The organism is Pseudomonas sp. JE3303 (genome assembly GCF_056312565.1).
On record NZ_JBWGIF010000001.1, the window covers coordinates 1 to 17269 of the forward strand.

The 17269-nt window shown below is 61.9% G+C and carries 16 protein-coding genes and 1 pseudogene; 14 read left to right on the top strand and 3 right to left on the bottom strand.

Going from position 1 to position 17269, the window contains the following annotated elements:
- Nucleotides 1–202: pseudogene (locus AC0ZZU_RS00005) on the top strand (hypothetical protein); the annotation flags it as partial.
- Between the two features lie 270 nt (nucleotides 203–472).
- Here AC0ZZU_RS00005 and AC0ZZU_RS00010 read toward each other — a convergent pair.
- Nucleotides 473–1693, bottom strand: a complete 1221-nt coding sequence (locus AC0ZZU_RS00010; RefSeq protein WP_476338080.1) for a CaiB/BaiF CoA transferase family protein — start codon at nucleotides 1691–1693, stop codon at nucleotides 473–475.
- A gap of 14 nt (nucleotides 1694–1707) precedes the next feature.
- A complete protein-coding gene (locus tag AC0ZZU_RS00015; RefSeq protein ID WP_158460940.1) occupies nucleotides 1708–2889 on the bottom strand; it encodes an acyl-CoA dehydrogenase in 1182 nt (393 codons plus the stop codon).
- Between the two features lie 160 nt (nucleotides 2890–3049).
- On the opposite strand from AC0ZZU_RS00015, the gene AC0ZZU_RS00020 reads away from it, so the two are divergent.
- The 10 genes from AC0ZZU_RS00020 (at nucleotide 3050) to AC0ZZU_RS00065 (ending at nucleotide 12548) form a co-directional block, all read left to right on the top strand.
- A complete protein-coding gene (locus AC0ZZU_RS00020; protein WP_476338082.1) occupies nucleotides 3050–3967 on the top strand; it encodes a LysR family transcriptional regulator in 918 nt (305 codons plus the stop codon).
- Nucleotides 3968–4243: 276 nt separating this feature from the next.
- Entirely contained in the window at nucleotides 4244–5365 is a 1122-nt protein-coding gene (locus AC0ZZU_RS00025; protein WP_476338084.1) for a Re/Si-specific NAD(P)(+) transhydrogenase subunit alpha, read from the top strand.
- Between the two features lie 11 nt (nucleotides 5366–5376).
- A complete protein-coding gene (locus AC0ZZU_RS00030; protein ID WP_476338085.1) occupies nucleotides 5377–5694 on the top strand; it encodes an NAD(P) transhydrogenase subunit alpha part 2 in 318 nt (105 codons plus the stop codon).
- 2 nt (nucleotides 5695–5696) lie between these two features.
- A complete protein-coding gene (locus tag AC0ZZU_RS00035; protein ID WP_476338086.1) occupies nucleotides 5697–7133 on the top strand; it encodes an NAD(P)(+) transhydrogenase (Re/Si-specific) subunit beta in 1437 nt (478 codons plus the stop codon).
- 116 nt (nucleotides 7134–7249) lie between these two features.
- Nucleotides 7250–8743 carry an acetyl-CoA hydrolase/transferase family protein gene (locus AC0ZZU_RS00040; protein WP_476338088.1) on the top strand — a complete coding sequence of 498 codons (1494 nt, stop codon included), beginning with the start codon at nucleotides 7250–7252 and terminating at the stop codon, nucleotides 8741–8743.
- A 320-nt stretch (nucleotides 8744–9063) separates the two neighbouring features.
- Entirely contained in the window at nucleotides 9064–9279 is a 216-nt protein-coding gene (locus AC0ZZU_RS00045) for a DUF1127 domain-containing protein (protein ID WP_158460934.1), read from the top strand.
- Between the two features lie 262 nt (nucleotides 9280–9541).
- Nucleotides 9542–9859: a DUF2388 domain-containing protein gene (locus AC0ZZU_RS00050; RefSeq protein WP_476338089.1), complete on the top strand. Its 318-nt coding sequence runs from the start codon at nucleotides 9542–9544 to the stop codon at nucleotides 9857–9859.
- A gap of 78 nt (nucleotides 9860–9937) precedes the next feature.
- A complete protein-coding gene (locus AC0ZZU_RS00055) occupies nucleotides 9938–10231 on the top strand; it encodes a DUF2388 domain-containing protein (RefSeq protein WP_476338090.1) in 294 nt (97 codons plus the stop codon).
- Between the two features lie 41 nt (nucleotides 10232–10272).
- A complete protein-coding gene (locus tag AC0ZZU_RS00060; protein WP_476338091.1) occupies nucleotides 10273–10593 on the top strand; it encodes a DUF2388 domain-containing protein in 321 nt (106 codons plus the stop codon).
- Nucleotides 10590–12548 carry a DUF7844 domain-containing protein gene (locus AC0ZZU_RS00065; protein WP_476338093.1) on the top strand — a complete coding sequence of 653 codons (1959 nt, stop codon included), beginning with the start codon at nucleotides 10590–10592 and terminating at the stop codon, nucleotides 12546–12548. Before AC0ZZU_RS00060 ends, AC0ZZU_RS00065 begins: the two co-directional genes overlap by 4 nt.
- Before the next feature lie 7 nt (nucleotides 12549–12555).
- Here the strand turns inward: AC0ZZU_RS00065 and AC0ZZU_RS00070 are convergent, their stop codons facing one another.
- Nucleotides 12556–12954 (bottom strand): GFA family protein, encoded by a 399-nt coding sequence (locus AC0ZZU_RS00070; protein WP_476338095.1) that lies wholly within the window; start codon nucleotides 12952–12954, stop codon nucleotides 12556–12558.
- Between the two features lie 311 nt (nucleotides 12955–13265).
- Between AC0ZZU_RS00070 and AC0ZZU_RS00075 the strand changes: the two genes are divergently transcribed.
- From AC0ZZU_RS00075 to AC0ZZU_RS00085, 3 genes are all read left to right on the top strand, one after another.
- Nucleotides 13266–14573 carry a CitMHS family transporter gene (locus tag AC0ZZU_RS00075; protein ID WP_476338096.1) on the top strand — a complete coding sequence of 436 codons (1308 nt, stop codon included), beginning with the start codon at nucleotides 13266–13268 and terminating at the stop codon, nucleotides 14571–14573.
- Between the two features lie 69 nt (nucleotides 14574–14642).
- A complete protein-coding gene (locus AC0ZZU_RS00080) occupies nucleotides 14643–15413 on the top strand; it encodes a TerC family protein (RefSeq protein WP_476338098.1) in 771 nt (256 codons plus the stop codon).
- Between the two features lie 193 nt (nucleotides 15414–15606).
- Complete coding sequence (locus tag AC0ZZU_RS00085; protein WP_476338099.1) at nucleotides 15607–17265, top strand: Na/Pi cotransporter family protein; 1659 nt, start codon at nucleotides 15607–15609, stop codon at nucleotides 17263–17265.
- The last annotated feature ends 4 nt before the right edge of the window (nucleotides 17266–17269 follow it).

Here is a 17269-nt window from a genome sequence, read left to right on the forward strand (position 1 = left end):
GCAATCTCAAATGACTACTATGATTGCTCATGTGGTCACTTGTGATGCTGATAATCTTGCAGACTATCAGTCCGTACTCACAAGCACCCACACGAATTGCTTGATTCAATTGTTAAAGAGCGGTTGGTCCGAAGCGCTTGGCTTGCTGAACCGAGGTGCGCATTCTACGCTTTCCTCTGTGTCTGTCAAGCGTTTATTTTGAAGTTTTTAACCAGAAAGCTGTTTAACTTCAAACACTTGACTCGCTGCATCACTGCTAGCGGGAGGCGAATTCTACAGCGTTTCAATCTGCTGTCAACCACCTTTTTCACCGCTACCGATCTTTCGACCGGAGCCACTTCCGGCTGCTGTCCTGAACATCCAACTCGTTGATTCTCAAGGAGTTTTCCGTTCCAACTACGCTGGAAGTGGGCGCATTATAAGGGGATTCGAAATCCGGTCAAGGACTTATTTCATAAATGTTTCAAATACTTCAAAGCACCCCGGTTTCCCTCAATTGCTGCAGATGACCGGCATCAAGACCCAGCAGCTCACTCAATACCGCCTCGGTATGCTCACCTAATAAAGGAGGTGCATGCCGGTACTGCACAGGCGTCTCGGAGAGCCTGATGGGACTGGCCACTTGCGGCACGCTGCCCGCCAAGGGATGAGCGAGGCTTACCGCCAACCCCCGCGCCTTGACCTGTGGATCCTGGAACATCTGCTCCAGGTCATTGATCGGCCCACACGGCACACCCGCCGCTTCTAGTTGACTCACCCATTCAGCGGTCGTCTTGAACACGGTAGCCTGGCGGATCAGCACCACGAGCTCCGCGCGGTGAGCTACACGCTGCTTGTTAGTAGCGAAGCGCGGATCGTCCGCCCACTGTGGTTGCCCGGCAACTTCTGCAAATCTGCGGAACTGCCCATCGTTGCCCACTGTAAGGATGAAGTCGCCATCTGCGGTGGGAAAGTCCTGGTACGGCACAATATTGGGATGGGCGTTACCCAGGCGCTGAGGCGAAGCCCCCGTGGTCAGGTAGTTCATGGCCTGATTGGCCAGGCAAGCCACCTGCACATCCAGCAAGGCCATGTCTATATGTTGTCCGACGCCTTGCTGGTCCCGGTGTGCAAGCGCGGCAAGGATTGCCACGGTCGAATACACCCCCGTGAGAATGTCGGTCAGCGCGACGCCCACCTTAACAGGGCCTGCGCCATCTTCGCCCTCAGGGCGCCCGGTCAGGCTCATCAGCCCTCCCAGGCCCTGGATCATGAAGTCGTAGCCGGCGCGCTTGGCGTAAGGCCCAGTCTGGCCGAAGCCGGTAATGGAGCAATAGATCAGCTTCGGATTGACCGCCTTGAGGCTGTTGTAATCCAGGCCATACGCCGCCAGCCCACCCACCTTGAAATTCTCGATGACGATATCGGACTTGGCCGCCAGCTCGCGTACCAGACGCTGACCCTCTGGCTGAGTGAAATCGAGCGTCACCGAACGCTTGTTGCGGTTGGCTGCCAGGTAGTAGGCGGCCTCGCTGGTGTTCTCGCCCTGGACATCCTTGAGGAAGGGCGGTCCCCAGGCGCGTGTATCGTCACCGCTGCCCGGGCGCTCCACCTTGATGACATCAGCCCCAAGGTCGGCAAGGATCTGGCCAGCCCAAGGGCCCGCCAGCACGCGCGAAAGGTCCAGCACACGCAGATGTGATAGCGCACCCATGACCGGCCCCTCTATTAATAGAAAGCCTGGATGCCGGTCTGCGCACGACCGAGGATCAGCGCATGCACATCGTGGGTACCTTCATAGGTGTTGACCACCTCCAGGTTCACCAGGTGACGAGCCACGCCGAATTCATCGGAGATACCATTGCCACCGAGCATGTCACGGGCCAGGCGCGCAATGTCCAGCGCCTTGCCGCAAGAGTTGCGCTTCATGAGCGAAGTGATCTCCACCGCCGCGGTGCCTTCGTCCTTCATGCGGCCCAGACGCAGGCAGCCCTGCAGGCCCAGAGTGATTTCGGTCTGCATGTCGGCCAGCTTTTTCTGGATCAGCTGATTGGCTGCCAGTGGGCGGCCGAACTGCTGGCGATCGAGGGTGTACTGACGCGCAGTGTGCCAGCAAGCCTCTGCAGCCCCGAGGGCACCCCAGGAGATGCCATAGCGTGCCGAATTGAGACAAGTGAACGGGCCTTTGAGGCCGCGAACATCCGGGAAGGCGTTCTCCTCTGGCACAAAGACGCTGTCCATCACGATTTCGCCTGTAATCGACGCACGCAGGCCGACCTTGCCATGAATAGCCGGCGCGCTCAGTCCCTGCCAGCCCTTCTCGAGGATGAAGCCGCGAATGTCACCAGCATCATCCTTCGCCCAGACCACGAACACATCGGCGATCGGGCTGTTGGTGATCCACATCTTGCTGCCACTCAGGCGATAGCCGCCATCGACCTTCCTGGCACGGGTGATCATCGCCCCCGGATCGGAGCCGTGGTTGGGCTCGGTGAGGCCGAAGCAGCCAATCCATTCGCCGCTGGCGAGCTTGGGCAGGTACTTCTGCTTCTGCGCTTCGCTGCCGAACTCGTTGATCGGCACCATCACCAGCGAAGACTGCACGCTCATCATCGACCGGTAGCCCGAGTCGATACGCTCGACTTCTCGGGCAATCAGGCCATAGCACACATAGTTGAGGCCACTGCCGCCGTACTGTTCAGGGATGGTCGCACCCAGCAAGCCGACTTCGCCCATCTCGCGAAAGATCGCAGGATCCGTCCGCTCGTGACGGAAAGCTTCGAGCACGCGTGGAGCGAGCTTGTCCTGGGCGAACTGATAAGCGCTTTCACGCACCATGCGCTCTTCGTCAGTGAGCTGCTGATCGAGCAGGAGCGGATCGATCCAGTTGAAGCTTGCCTTACCGGCCATGAGCGGATTCCTCGAAATAGGGCGCAGAGTTCTTGTGCATTGATCGTAGGCGCGATCAAGGGAGGCGACAAACGAGGATTGCGCATGCCCCTGTGCAGACTTATCACTCCGTGCTACCAATTCATGGCTTATTACAGCCTGAAGAGTGAGGTAGACGTACATGCGCCGGAAAATTCCCAACACCACCGCATTGATCTGCTTCGAGGCCGCAGCGCGCCACGAAAGCTTTACCAAGGCCGCCCACGAGCTGGCCCTGACCCAAGGCGCCGTCTGCCGTCAGATCGGCGGGCTGGAGGCCTTTCTCAATGTCGAGCTGTTTCGCCGCTCCCACCGAGGCGTGAAGCTGACCGAGGCCGGACTTTCATATAGCCGCCAGGTGGCCGCGCAACTGGATGCGGTGGAGCGCGACACGCTCTCGGTGATGCGTCAGCAAGGTGCCAACGTGATCGAGCTGGCAGTAGTCCCGACTTTCGGTACCCAGTGGCTGCTGCCACGCCTGAAGGACTTCCAGCGGCTGCATCCGGAGGTCACGGTCAACCTGACCAATCGCACGCGCCCCTTCCTGTTTGCAGACACCACCTTCGACGCGGCCATCTATTTCGGCGATGCCGACTGGTCCGGCACCCAGTCCCACCGCCTCATGGGCGAGAACCCGATGCCTGTATGCAGCCCGGCATTGCTTGAGGGCCAGGACACCCTTGCCGCCGAGCGGATCGCCCAGTTGCCGCTCCTGCAGCAGACCACCCGCCCGTACGCCTGGCGGCAGTGGTTCGACAGCCAGGGAATGACTGTCGACCGCGACATGACAGGCCCGCGGTATGAACTATTCTCGATGCTGGGCCAGGCGGCCATGCACGAGATGGGCATCGCGCTGATCCCGCCATTTCTGATCCAGCGGGAGCTGGAGGAGGGCAGACTGGTGGTCGCCAACACCCAGGCGCTTTCCAGCCCCAGGGCCTATTACCTGATGATCCCCGAACGCAAGGTCGAGTCAGCATCGCTTCGATCTTTTCGGGACTGGCTGGTACAGCAGGCGCACCGATACGCCACCGCTCACAAGGGCCTCCCACCTGCATGAATCCCTAGTCAATTATATTAAACGGCTCAACGTAAGCTTTTGAAACCAATATGAATTTTGCTCAAGTTGCCGAAAATACTGGTTCAAACCCAACAAACCCGGCGGTTTCATGCCGTTTACGACCTCAGTGAATGCATGGGCGAACTCTGTCCGATGCTTCTGATTTTTTCCCCTAAGCTGCGAGTAGCCTGTGCTGATCGGCCGCCCCAGACGCACCATCCGCAGTCAGTGCGCCGCTTCACCTATACAAGAACAAGGTCACGCAGGAGATAAGTCGTGCACATTGGTGTTCCTCTCGAAACGCACACGGGCGAGGCACGTGTTGCCGCTACCCCGGAAACCATCAAGAAGCTGGTCGCCCAAGGTCATCAGGTCACCGTCCAGCGAGATGCCGGCGTCAGCGCCAGCATCCCGGACTCTGCCTATGAAGCCGCAGGTGCCTCCATTGGCAGCTCCGCCGATGCTTTCGGCGCCGAACTGGTGCTCAAGGTTGTCGCCCCGCAGGACAGCGAACTCGTGCAGCTCAACAGCGGCGCCGTCGTGGTCGGCATGCTCAATCCGTTCAACAACGAACTCATCGCCAGAATGGCCGAGCGGGGTATAACCGCCTTCGCTCTGGAGGCCGCGCCGCGTACCTCCCGCGCCCAAAGCCTGGACGTGCTGTCATCCCAGGCCAACATCGCCGGATACAAGGCCGTACTGCTGGCCGCTCACTACTACCCGCGCTTCATGCCGATGCTGATGACCGCCGCTGGTACCGTGAAAGCCGCCCGCGTGCTCATCCTGGGCGCTGGCGTCGCGGGCCTTCAGGCCATTGCCACGGCCAAGCGCCTGGGCGCGGTGATCGAAGCTTCCGATGTGCGCCCGGCGGTCAAGGAGCAGATCGAATCGCTCGGCGCCAAATTCATCGATGTGCCCTACGAGACCGACGAGGAGCGTGAGTGCGCCGAAGGCGTGGGTGGCTACGCACGGCCAATGCCAGCCAGCTGGATGCAGCGCCAGGCCCAGGCAGTGCATGAGCGCGCCCGTCAGGCCGATATCGTCATCACCACCGCGCTGATCCCTGGCCGCAGGGCGCCCACGCTGCTCAGCGCCGAGACCGTGGCGCAGATGAAACCGGGCTCGGTGGTGATCGACCTGGCGGCGGCGCAGGGTGGCAACTGCCCGCTGACCGTGGCTGACCAGGTGGTGGTGGAGCAGGGCGTGACCATCGTCGGCCCGACAAACCTGCCGGCCCAGGTCGCGGCCGATGCCTCGGCGTTGTATGCGCGCAACCTGCTGGACTTCCTCAAGCTGATCTGCACGCCGCAAGCCGCGCTGTCGATCAACCTCGAAGACGACATCGTCGCCGCGTGCCTGATGTGCCGCGACGGCCAGGTCATCCGCAAGAACGGGTAAGGAGCAACACAATGGAAGACATGCTGATTTCCGACGGCATCTACAACCTGATCATCTTCGTGCTGGCGATCTACGTGGGTTACCACGTGGTGTGGAACGTCACCCCGGCCCTGCACACACCGTTGATGGCGGTCACCAACGCCATTTCGGCCATCGTCATCGTCGGCGCCATGCTGGCCGCCGCACTGACCGTGACCACGGCGGGCAAGATCATGGGCACCCTGGCCGTCGCCCTGGCGGCGGTAAACGTTTTCGGTGGTTTCCTCGTCACCCGGCGCATGCTGGAGATGTTCAAGAAAAAAGCTGTAAAGGCTGAGGGGCGCAAGTAAAGATGAGCATGAACCTGGTCACACTTCTCTACCTTGTCGCATCGGTCTGCTTCATCCAGGCCCTCAAGGGCCTGTCGCACCCGAACACGTCGCGGCGTGGCAATGTCTTCGGCATGCTCGGCATGGCGCTGGCGATCATCACCACGGTAGGGCTGATCTACAAGCTTGGGGCCGAGCTTGGCTCCGGCGGCATCGGCTATGTGATCCTCGGCCTGCTGATCGGCGGCACGGCCGGCTCGATCATGGCCAAGCGCGTCGAGATGACCAAGATGCCTGAACTGGTCGCCTTCATGCACAGCATGATCGGCCTGGCCGCGGTATTCATCGCCATCGCCGCGGTACTCGAACCGCAGTCGCTGGGGATCGTTGCCAGCATCAGCGACCCGATTCCCGCAGGCAACCGGCTGGAGCTGTTCCTGGGCGCGGCCATTGGCGCGATCACTTTCTCGGGCTCGGTCATCGCCTTTGGCAAGCTGTCGGGCAAGTACAGGTTCCGCCTGTTCCAGGGTGCGCCAGTGCAATTCAACGGCCAGCACAAACTGAACCTTATCCTGGGCGCCACGACGCTGGTCCTGGGGCTGCTGTTCACGTTCACCGGTCATTACAGCGCCTTTACCTTGATGCTGATCCTGGCATTCGTCATGGGCGTGCTGATCATCATCCCGATCGGCGGCGCCGACATGCCGGTTGTGGTGTCGATGCTAAACAGCTACTCGGGATGGGCTGCGGCGGGCATCGGCTTCTCGCTGAACAACTCCATGCTGATCATTGCAGGCTCCCTGGTCGGATCGAGCGGTGCGATTCTGTCGTATATCATGTGCAAGGCCATGAACCGCTCGTTCTTCAATGTACTGCTTGGCGGCTTCGGCGGTGCCACGGCCGCGGCCTCAGCCAGCGGCAGCCAGGAAGCACGCCCGGTGAAGTCGGGCTCGGCCGACGATGCCACCTTCCTGCTGAGCAACGCCGACACAGTGATCATCGTCCCAGGCTACGGCCTGGCGGTGGCGCGGGCCCAGCATGCACTCAAGGAGCTCACCGAGAAGCTCACCCACAACGGCGTGACCGTGAAGTACGCAATCCACCCGGTGGCCGGGCGCATGCCCGGGCACATGAACGTGCTGCTGGCCGAAGCCGAAGTGCCCTACGATCAGGTGTTCGAGATGGACGACATCAACGCCGAGTTCGGCCAGGCCGACGTGGTGCTGGTGCTGGGGGCGAACGACGTGGTGAACCCCGCGGCGAAGAACGATCCCACCTCGCCGATCGCGGGGATGCCGATCCTCGAGGCGTTCAAGGCCAAGACCATCATCGTCAACAAACGCTCGATGGCCAGCGGGTACGCAGGGCTCGATAACGAGCTGTTCTACCTGGACAAGACGATGATGGTGTTCGGGGATGCGAAGAAAGTGATCGAGGACATGGTCAAGGCGGTGGAGTAGGGCGGTGTTGGCCGGCTTTCCTTGCAGAAGGCCGGCATTCGACCTTGGTCGTGGGACGGGGCTGGGCTAAAACACTAGACTGCGCATCTAGCTTCAGTAGCCCGAGATAACAATCCATGTACCGTGATCGTATCCGCTTGTCCTCCCTGCACAGCAAGGTAATGAGTGCGGCTGATGCCGCTGGTCTGATCGAGGACGGCATGACCGTCGGCATGAGCGGCTTCACCCGCGCCGGCGAAGCCAAGGCTGTCCCCCTTGCATTGGCCGAACGCGCCAGGCACTCGCCCCTGAAAATCAGCCTGATGACCGGCGCAAGCCTGGGCAACGACCTCGACAAGCAGCTGACCGAGGCCGGTGTGCTGGCCCGCCGCATGCCGTTCCAGGTCGACAGCACGCTGCGCAAGGCCATCAATGAAGGCCAGGTGATGTTCATCGACCAGCACCTGTCGGAAACCGTCGAGCAGCTGCGCAACAAACAGTTGACTCTGCCGGACATCGCGGTCATCGAAGCAGTCGCCATCACCGAGCAAGGGCATATCGTGCCGACCACCTCGGTGGGCAACTCGGCCAGCTTCGCGATCTTCGCCAAGCAGGTGATCGTCGAGATCAACCTGGCGCACAACGCCAATCTCGAAGGCCTGCACGACATCTATATCCCCACCTACCGCCCGACGCGCACCCCGATCCCGCTGGTGCAGGTCGATGATCGCATCGGCGGCACCGCCATTGCGATCGACCCAGCGAAGATCGTCGGTATCGTGATCAGCGAACAGCCGGACTCACCCTCGACCGTGCTGCCCCCGGATCACGAGACCCAGGGCATCGCCAATCACCTGATCGACTTCTTCAAGCAGGAAGTGGCGGCCGGGCGCATGACCAACAGGCTCGGCCCATTGCAGGCAGGTATCGGGAGCATCGCCAACGCGGTGATGTGCGGTCTTATCGACTCGCCGTTCGAAGACCTGACCATGTACTCCGAAGTGCTGCAGGATTCGACCTTCGACCTGATCGACGCTGGCAAGATGAGCTTCGCCTCGGGCAGTTCGATCACCCTGTCGAGCCGCCGCAACGCCGACGTGTTCGGCAACCTCGAGCGCTACAAGGACAAACTGGTGCTGCGCCCGCAGGAAATCTCCAACCATCCCGAAGTGGTACGCCGCCTGGGCATCATCGGCATCAACACGGCGCTGGAGTTCGACCTGTACGGCAACGTGAACTCCACCCATGTCTGTGGCACCCGAATGATGAACGGCATCGGTGGTTCAGGCGACTTTGCCCGCAATGCTCACCTGGCCATCTTCGTCACCAAGTCGATCGCCAAGGGTGGCGCGATTTCCAGCGTGGTGCCGATGGTCAGCCATGTGGACCACACCGAGCACGACGTGGACATCCTGGTCACCGAGCAGGGCCTGGCCGATTTGCGCGGCCTGGCACCCCGCGAGCGCGCGCGGGTGATCATCGACAACTGCGTTCACCCTGACTACCGCGACGCTCTGAATGACTACTTCGAGCGCGCAAGTCAGCGGGGCGGCCACACACCGCACATCCTGCGCGAAGCCTTGGCCTGGCATGACAACCTGGAAGAAACAGGACGCATGATCGCCGTCTGATCCAGAACAGATATCCGGCCGATGACGTGCAATGCGCATCAGCCGGGTAACTGAAAGAGCTGTAACGCACATAACTGTACTACTGTACTGCTTTAACCCCACCTTCGAATCAGCAGACCCCCTGACCTTTCGGTGAAAACGCACCATCACGGAGCGGACCGGTACAGTTTCGCCATTTTCGAGTGCAACAGTAGGGTCTATCAGTTAACTGACTGATCGCTTTACTGTTGAACTGTATCTACTGTTATGGACGACAGAGGAGGATCATTGGCATCAGTTAAATCACTACCTAATGCCGCCATAAGCGGAAGGATGACATCATGGAACGTACCCTCAGTTCCGACATGGTTTTTGAAAGCAACGCTCAACAGTCCCACGCCTCGCTGCCTCTGCGCGTACTGGCCAACATGCTGCTGTGGCAGCGCCGCCTCTCGAGCCGCCGTCAACTGGCTCGCCTGGATGCTCGCCTGCTGGCAGATGCCGGTATCAGCGAAGCCCAGCGCTACGAAGAGCTGAGCAAGCCGTTCTGGCGTTAAGCCTGGCTCGCCGGCCACGGTCGGCACCGAATTTGAAAACCCGCCACAGGGAACTGCGGCGGGTTTTTTTATGCCTGCAGCGAAACTGTACTGGTAGTCGTAAAGTTTTTCGAAATTGTTCTGGTATGAACGCTATGAGCATGAACTTTCTCACCTCGTGGTACGCTTATTCCTCACCAGCTTGGGTAAAAAGTACCGCAACAAGCTGTGAGTGCGTCTGAAAGCAAGAACCACCCTCAGCCCATGCAGGAGTCAATCGATCATGTTCCGTACCCATTTGTTTGGCGCCGCGTTGCTGCTGTCCCTGGCCGGTGCCGCCAATGCCACCAGTTTCATCGTTACCACGGACGCGGTTGTCGGTGCGGTCGCCGAGTCCACCGATGCCACTTCCGACATGACCTCGTCGCTGCGTGATGACAAGGTCGTCCGCGCAGCCCGGGACGATGCGGCAAGCTTTGTCGGCAGCGAAGGAGCCATCCGTGGCGTCAAGCTGGAAAGTGCCTTTGACCACATCCGCCAGCATATGCCTGACCTGCAGGCAAGCGATGCCCAGCTTGCCCAGGCCATCCTGGCGATCTGATGCATCCCCCGGTGCGCTGGCCTGGGCCGGCGCATTCGGGGTAGCCTTGGCGCCCCTTGATATCAACCTTCGAAACCCATGCGTTATTTGCCGCCACTGCTGTTCGCACTTGCTGGTATGGGCACTGCCCATGCCATGGACGTCACCACCCAGACTCTGGTCAGGAGCGGTTATGTCACCAGCCAGGTGACTACTGCACCCTTCGACCGCAAGCTCGTGCTGGAGGCCCGCGACGATGCCGCCGCCTTTGTCGCCAGCGACGGTCGGATCCGCGGCGCACGCCTGCAGGCTGCGCTGACTTCGTTGCACGAACGCTATCCCAGGCAATCTGCCGACGACCTTGAACTGGCGCGGGCGATTCTCGTCCAATGACCATTCCCCTCCCGACTCCCTGTATTACCCGGAGATGCTCCATGCGTAAAACGCTGATCGCCGCCACCCTCGGCTTCCTAGTGCTGGCCGATGTGGCCCAGGCGCAAACCCTGGTGGCCACCAGCAATATCATCGTCCGCGCCTTCGGCCGGTCGATCGACTTCACTTCGGACACCACCACCTCGATCCGCGACTCCAAAGTGGTGCGCGAAGCCCACGACGACGCCGCAAGCTTCGTCGCCAGCAACGGTGATATCCGTGGCGCCCAGCTCGAAGCCGCATTCGATACCGTGCGCCAGCGCGTGCCCGAAGCTCGCGACGTCAGTGACCAGGTCCTGGCCGAAGCCATTCTCGCCCTGTGAATCGCGTGCGTGCCTGGCTGCTTGGCTGCGTCCTGACGCTGCTCGGCACGCCCGCCCTGGCCGACCTGCAGCTTGAGCTGCAGGCTGCAGGTCTTGATCCGCAACAGCAGCGCGCTACCCAGGCACTCCTCGATGAAGCCCTTGGCAAACTGCCGCCTCTGTTCAGGCAGCAGCTGGACCGGCGTATCGCGGTCAGTTGGCGTGATGACATGCGCACCGATGCCTACGGCCAAGCCTCGCTCGTCTCCACCCTTGAACTCAATCGCCGTCTGTTGCCCGGCCTGGTCGACGGCAGCGCTGCACGCGAACAGACTGGCCGTCCGCATGGCACGGTTCGCCAGGAGCTGCTGGCCACCGTCCTCCACGAACTTACCCATATCTACGACCGCGCCCGCCTGTGGCCAAGCCCGGAGCGACGGCTGATAACCCTGTGCAAACGCCAGCAGTCCAGCCTGGGCAGCATTGGCCTGCCGGAGCAGTGCCGTGGCCAGACCGAGCGCCGCTTTACCCTGAGCGACGACCCGCGCCTGCTCGACCTCGCGGGCTGGCCGCAGTACGTTGGCAGGCGCGGTGAGCGCGAGCAGCACAATCGTCAATTGGTTCGCAGCCCCGACACCTACGAGCTGAGCAGCCCCAAGGAATTCATCGCGGTCAACATGGAGTACTTTCTCCTCGACCCGAGCTTTGCCTGCCGCCGTCCGGCGATCAACCGCTACCTGAGCGAGCACTTCGGCTGGGCACCGACTCAATCCAGTTGCGCCAAAGGCTTGCCCTTCCTCAATGCAGGCAACGACTTCGCCCGCCAGCCCCTCGGTGAGATCGACCCCGAGCGGGTCTATTCCGTCGACTACCTGCTGGCCGAAGCCAATCAGAACTGGGTCAGCCGCTGGGGCCACAGCATGCTGCGCCTGGTGATCTGCGCGCCAGGGCGCCCACGCGGCCCTGATTGCCGTCTGGACCTGGACCAGCACCTCGTGCTGTCGTACCGCGCCTTCGTCAACGACCTGCAACTGTCGAGCTGGGATGGCCTGACCGGCGCCTATCCGTCGCGCCTGTTCGTGCTGCCGTTGGGCCAGGTGATCGATGAGTACACCAAGACCGAGCTGCGCAGCCTCGCCTCGATCCCCCTCAAGTTCAGCCGTCCGGAGATCGAAAGCCTGGTCCGCCAAGCCGCCGAGATGCACTGGAGCTACGACGGGAACTACTACTTCCTGTCCAACAACTGCGCGGTGGAAACCTTGAAGCTGCTACGCAGTGGCAGCGCCAATCCACGCCTGGCGGACCTGGACAGCATCGTTCCCAACGGCCTGCTCGAAGTGCTCAAGGGCCGTGGCCTGGCCGATACCAGCGTGCTCGATGACCCGCGCGAGGCGCTGCGCATGGGCTACCGCTTCGACTCCTACCGTGATCGTTACCAGGCCATGTTCCACGTGCTCAAGCAACAACTGCCCATCCCGCAGACAACGGTCGAGGGCTGGCTGGAGCAGGACGCCGCGCAGCGTCGGCAGTGGTTTGCCCAGGCCGACCTGCGCACCAGTGCCGCATTGCTGCTGCTTGAACAAGCCAGCTTGCGCCGCCAGTTGCTGCTGGCCCAGGACGAGGTCAAGCAGCGCTACTTCAATGCACGGGCGCAAAATGACGGCAGCATCGCCAAGGCCAACGAGACCCTGCAGCAGATACTTGCCAACAGCGGCTTCCTCAGTCGACCGGCCGAACTGCTCGGCACCCAGGGTTACGGCCTGCCCCAGGCCGATGAGCGTCGTCAGTTGCAGAAGTCCAGCAGCGAGCGCCAGGCACAGCTGCACCGCCTCAGCGCCGACCTGGACAAAGAAGCACGCACCTTGCTCGAACCTGCCAGAGCCAAGGAAATCGCCGCCGTCGAAACCAACGTCAAGCAGATTGGCGAACACCTTCGTGCCTTGCACAAGGCCGCTGGCGGGCTGCAGCTTCCCTGAGCGATGCTCAGGGTGACTCGCGGCCCTCGCCGGGCAGGTTCTCATCCAGGTGCAGCCAGGGCAGGCGGCTGTCGGTCCAGATATGCCGCTGCGGCCTGGCCAGCTCTGGCTCGTCCAGCGTGGCGACAGTGATGTCGATGGTCTGCGGGCTGTGCAGGGTGATCAACGCCACGTGGGCGCCGCACTTGCCGCAGAAGTAGCGCGTGCAGCTGGCGGGGGCCCGGTAGGCCCTGGGAGTGCCACACAGCCACTGGAAGCGCGGGTAGGGAAGGGTGATCCAGGTCACCAGCAGGCCGCCGCTGACCTTTCGGCAGATCGAGCAATGGCAGTGGGCGACATCGTCCAGAGTCCCCTCCAGCCGGTAGCGCAAGTTGCCGCAGTGGCATCCGCCTTCGTGGAATTGCATTCATCTACCTCCAGAGTAATGCCCCAGGACGGTGCGTTTCTGGGGTGTATGCAGATTAGGTGTTGGCCGAAAGCTGGATGAAAGCTTCCGCTCTTAGGATAGCGTCACTACCGGCGTAAGACCGGTCAGCCAGGGCAGTCGGAAAACGCGGCGCCCGGCCCGATTAACAACAACAATGGTGATACTGATGTCTTTCCGCGCCCGCCTTCTCTTCGTACCCCCCCTGCGACTCCTGGCGCAGCGCTGCACGCGCTGACCCCCAACGCCCGAAACGTCCTTCCCGTTCGCCGCGCCACGCCTGGAGTACCGCCATGCTGACCTTCCTCGGCTTTGCCATGGTCATCACCTTCATGTACCTGATCATGACCAAGCGCCTCTCGGCCTTGATCGCGCTGATCCTGGTACCCATCCTGTTCGCCCTGTTCGGTGGCTTCTACTCCGATATCGGCCCGATGATGCTGCAAGGGATCAGCAAGCTTGCGCCCACTGGCGTAATGCTGATGTTCGCGATCCTCTATTTCGCCCTGATGATCGACTCCGGCCTGTTCGACCCGGCCGTGCGCAAGATACTCAAGATGGTCAAGGGTGACCCGCTCAAGGTCTCGGTCGGCACCGCCGTGCTGGCTCTGGTGGTCTCCCTGGACGGTGACGGCGCCACTACCTACATGATCTGCGTAGCCGCCATGCTGCCGATGTACAGCCGCCTGGGCATGAGCCCGCGGATCATGGCCGGCCTGATCATCCTGGCCGGTGGCGTGATGAACATGACCCCTTGGGGCGGTCCCACCGCACGCGCTGCCAGCGCTCTGCATGTGGATCCCTCGGACATCTTCGTACCGATGATCCCGGCCATGCTGTTTGGTGTCTGCGCGATCCTGGCCATCGCCTACATGTACGGCAAGCGCGAGCGCGCCCGCCTGGGCGAGTTGCACCTGCCCGGTGATGAGGTGGATCACAGCGAGATCAGCGTGTCGCAGTTCCCTGACGCCCGCCGCCCCAAGCTGATCTACTTCAACGGCGCCCTGACCCTGGCCCTGATGGTTGCCCTGGTCAGCGGCGTGCTGCCACTGCCTGTACTGTTCATGATCGCCTTCAGCGTTGCCATGATCGTCAACTATCCGTGCCTGCAGCAGCAGAAAGACCGTATCGCCGCCCATTCCGGCAGCGTGCTCGCCGTGACCGGGCTGATCTTCGCTGCAGGTATCTTTACCGGCATCCTGTCGGGCACCGGCATGGTCGATGCCATGTCCAAGAGCCTGCTGTCGGTGATCCCCGACGCGCTCGGCCCGTACCTGGCGGTGATCACGGCGCTTGTGAGCATGCCGTTCACCTTCTTCATGTCCAATGACGCCTTCTACTACGGCGTGCTGCCAGTGCTCACCGAAGCGGCGGCCCACTATGGCATCACCCCTGTCGAGATGGCTCGCGCGTCGATCGTCGGACAGCCGGTACACCTGCTCAGCCCCTTGGTACCCTCTACCTACCTGCTGGTTGCCCTGGCGGGCATCGAGTTTGGCGATCACCAGCGATTCACCCTCAAGTGGGCAGTGCTGGTCTGCCTGTGCATAATGCTCGCCGCGCTGCTCATGGGCATTTTCCCGCTGTTCAGCAGTCTCTAGCAAACCCGCCTCATCCCCGCGATGCGCCCCATGCCGGGCGCATTGCCTTTATCGTTCGAAGGAATAGACATGGAATGGCTGACCAGCCCGGAAATCTGGGTTGCCTTTTTCACCCTCACAGCGCTCGAGATCGTTCTCGGTATCGACAACATCATCATGATCTCGATCCTGGTCAGCCGCATGCCCAAGCACATGCAGCCACGTACCCGAATCTTCGGCCTGGCCCTGGCGATGGTCACGCGTATCCTGCTGCTGCTGTCGATCACCTGGGTCATGCGCCTGACGGCCGACCTGTTCGAGGTATTCGGCCAAGGCATCTCCGGCCGCGACCTGATCCTGTTCTTCGGTGGCCTGTTCCTGTTGTGGAAGAGCTCCCAGGAGATCTACCACGGCCTGGAAGGTGACGACGAAAGCAGCGAAGACCCCAAGGGCGCAGGGGGCAAGTTCCTCTACACCATCATCCAGATCGCCATCATCGACATCGTGTTCTCGCTCGACTCGGTGATCACTGCCGTGGGCATGGTGTCGCATGTACCGGTGATGATCGCCGCGATCATCGTGGCGGTGCTGGTGATGATGCTGTGCGCGGGCGCCATCAGCAACTTCATCGACAAGCACCCGTCGCTGAAGATGCTGGCGCTATCGTTCCTGATCGTGGTGGGAACGGTGCTGATCGCTGAATCCTTCGACGTGCATGTACCCAAGGGCTACGTCTACTTCGCCATGGCGTTCTCCCTGGCAGTCGAAGCCATCAACATCCGCATGCGCGCCGCACTGGCGCACAAGCGCGGCAAGGACCGCGAGGCGGTCAAGCTGCGCAAGGATATCCCGGGGCAATAAGCTTTCGGACAGCAGTGAGAAAAAGGTCCTTCGGGGCCTTTTTTTGTGCCTGAGCGTCACGCCGCGCCCGTGTGTGTTTCAAAAATGTTTCAGCCTGTGCGATGCTGGCGCCAAGGCCTTGAGCCGACTACACCAAGAAGAACGCCCACGGCCAGGCATGGCCCACGGCGTCATTCAACAGGGGGCCTGCCTTATGCTCACCCTGCTCAACCTGCTCTCGGCCGTGACCTTGCTGATCTGGGGCACGCATATCGTGCGGACCGGGGTCCTCAGGGTCTACGGGTCGAACCTGCGCAGAGTACTGAGCCAGAACATGTCCAGGCGTCCGCTGGCCTTCATTGCCGGGATCCTGGTCACCGCACTGGTGCAAAGCAGCAATGCCACCGCCATGCTGGTGACGTCCTTTGTCGGCCAGGGCCTGATGGCGATGACGCCTGCCATGGCGATCATGCTCGGTGCCGACGTGGGTACGGCGCTGATGGCGCGGGTGCTGACGTTCGACCTGTCGTGGCTGTCGCCGCTGCTGATCTTCCTGGGGGTGATCCTTTTCCTCTCGCGCAAGCAGACCCGTGCAGGCCAGCTGGGCCGGGTGGGTATCGGCCTGGGGCTGATCATCCTGGCGTTGCAACTCATCGTCGAAGCCGCCGCGCCCATTACCCAGGCCCAGGGCGTGAAGGTGCTGTTCGCCTCGCTGACCGGCGATATCCTGCTCGATGCCTTGGTCGGTGCGATGTTTGCCTTGATCTCCTACTCCAGCCTGGCCGCGGTGCTGCTGACCGCGACCCTGGCCGGGGCCGAGCTGATCAGCCTGCCGGTGGCGATCGGGCTGGTGATCGGTGCCAACATCGGCAGCGGCCTGCTGGCGTTTCTGAGCACCAGCATGCAGAACTCGGCCGGGCGCCGCGTCGCCCTGGGCAGTCTGCTGTACAAGCTGATCGGCCTGCTGCTGGTGATCCCGGTACTCGACCCGCTGGTGCGATGGATGGACCAGCTGCGCTTCAGCCCGCAAGAACTGGTGATCGGCTTCCACCTGATCTACAACACCTTGCGCTGCCTGCTGATGCTGCCCACCGTGACCCCCATGGCGCGCCTGTGCAGCTGGTTGCTCCCCGACCGGGAAGACAGCAACGGCCGCGCCCGGCCGCGTCATCTGGACCCTACAGCGCTGGTAACGCCGAGCCTGGCGCTGGCCAACGCCGTGCGCGAGACCCTGCGCCTGGGCGACATCGTCGACAGCCTGCTGGACGCCATGCTCGGTGCCCTGCGCGGTACCCAGTCGGCCCTGCCGCAACAGGTGCGGGCCCTCGCCGAAGATGCCGAGGCTCTGTACAACGCCATCAAGCTCTACCTGGCACAGATGCCGCGCGAAGACCTCAGCGAGCAGGACAACCGCCGTTGGGCCGAGATCATCGAGCTTGCGATCAATCTCAAGCTGGCCACCGACCTGATCGAGCGCATGCTGCGCAAGGTCCAGCAGCAGAAGACCTCTCAGCGCCGGGAGTTCTCCGAGATCGGCCTGCAGGAGCTGTCCGGGCTGCAAGAGCAACTGCTGGCCAACTTGCGCCTGGGTTTGTCGGTATTCCTCAGCGCCGACCCCGAAAGCGCCCGCCAACTGCTGCGCGAGAAGCGTCGGTTTCGCGCCCACGAACGGCGCCTGGCGCATGCTCACGTCAGCCGTCTGCAACGCAAGGTGGTGCAGAGTATCGAGACCAGCTCGCTGCACCTGGAGCTGATCGCAGACATGAAACGTTTGAACTCTTTGTTCTGCAGCAGTGCCTATGTGGTACTGGGGGGCGCGGACACCGGCGGGCTCATGCTCGACAGCGTGCCGGACGAAGTCCGCCTGTCCTGACCTG

What these genes read in the sequence shown, in the direction of transcription:
- AC0ZZU_RS00060 (WP_476338091.1), top strand. Translation starts at nt 10,273, where the DNA reads ATGCGTAAAACGCTGATCGCCGCCACCCTCGGCTTCCTAGTGCTGGCC.
- AC0ZZU_RS00055 (WP_476338090.1), top strand. Translation starts at nt 9,938, where the DNA reads ATGCGTTATTTGCCGCCACTGCTGTTCGCACTTGCTGGTATGGGCACT.
- AC0ZZU_RS00085 (WP_476338099.1), top strand. Translation starts at nt 15,607, where the DNA reads ATGCTCACCCTGCTCAACCTGCTCTCGGCCGTGACCTTGCTGATCTGG.
- AC0ZZU_RS00070 (WP_476338095.1), bottom strand. Translation starts at nt 12,954, where the DNA reads ATGCAATTCCACGAAGGCGGATGCCACTGCGGCAACTTGCGCTACCGG.
- AC0ZZU_RS00045 (WP_158460934.1), top strand. Translation starts at nt 9,064, where the DNA reads ATGGAACGTACCCTCAGTTCCGACATGGTTTTTGAAAGCAACGCTCAA.
- AC0ZZU_RS00020 (WP_476338082.1), top strand. Translation starts at nt 3,050, where the DNA reads ATGCGCCGGAAAATTCCCAACACCACCGCATTGATCTGCTTCGAGGCC.
- AC0ZZU_RS00035 (WP_476338086.1), top strand. Translation starts at nt 5,697, where the DNA reads ATGAGCATGAACCTGGTCACACTTCTCTACCTTGTCGCATCGGTCTGC.
- AC0ZZU_RS00040 (WP_476338088.1), top strand. Translation starts at nt 7,250, where the DNA reads ATGTACCGTGATCGTATCCGCTTGTCCTCCCTGCACAGCAAGGTAATG.
- AC0ZZU_RS00010 (WP_476338080.1), bottom strand. Translation starts at nt 1,693, where the DNA reads ATGGGTGCGCTATCACATCTGCGTGTGCTGGACCTTTCGCGCGTGCTG.
- AC0ZZU_RS00050 (WP_476338089.1), top strand. Translation starts at nt 9,542, where the DNA reads ATGTTCCGTACCCATTTGTTTGGCGCCGCGTTGCTGCTGTCCCTGGCC.
- AC0ZZU_RS00075 (WP_476338096.1), top strand. Translation starts at nt 13,266, where the DNA reads ATGCTGACCTTCCTCGGCTTTGCCATGGTCATCACCTTCATGTACCTG.
- AC0ZZU_RS00015 (WP_158460940.1), bottom strand. Translation starts at nt 2,889, where the DNA reads ATGGCCGGTAAGGCAAGCTTCAACTGGATCGATCCGCTCCTGCTCGAT.
- AC0ZZU_RS00080 (WP_476338098.1), top strand. Translation starts at nt 14,643, where the DNA reads ATGGAATGGCTGACCAGCCCGGAAATCTGGGTTGCCTTTTTCACCCTC.
- AC0ZZU_RS00030 (WP_476338085.1), top strand. Translation starts at nt 5,377, where the DNA reads ATGGAAGACATGCTGATTTCCGACGGCATCTACAACCTGATCATCTTC.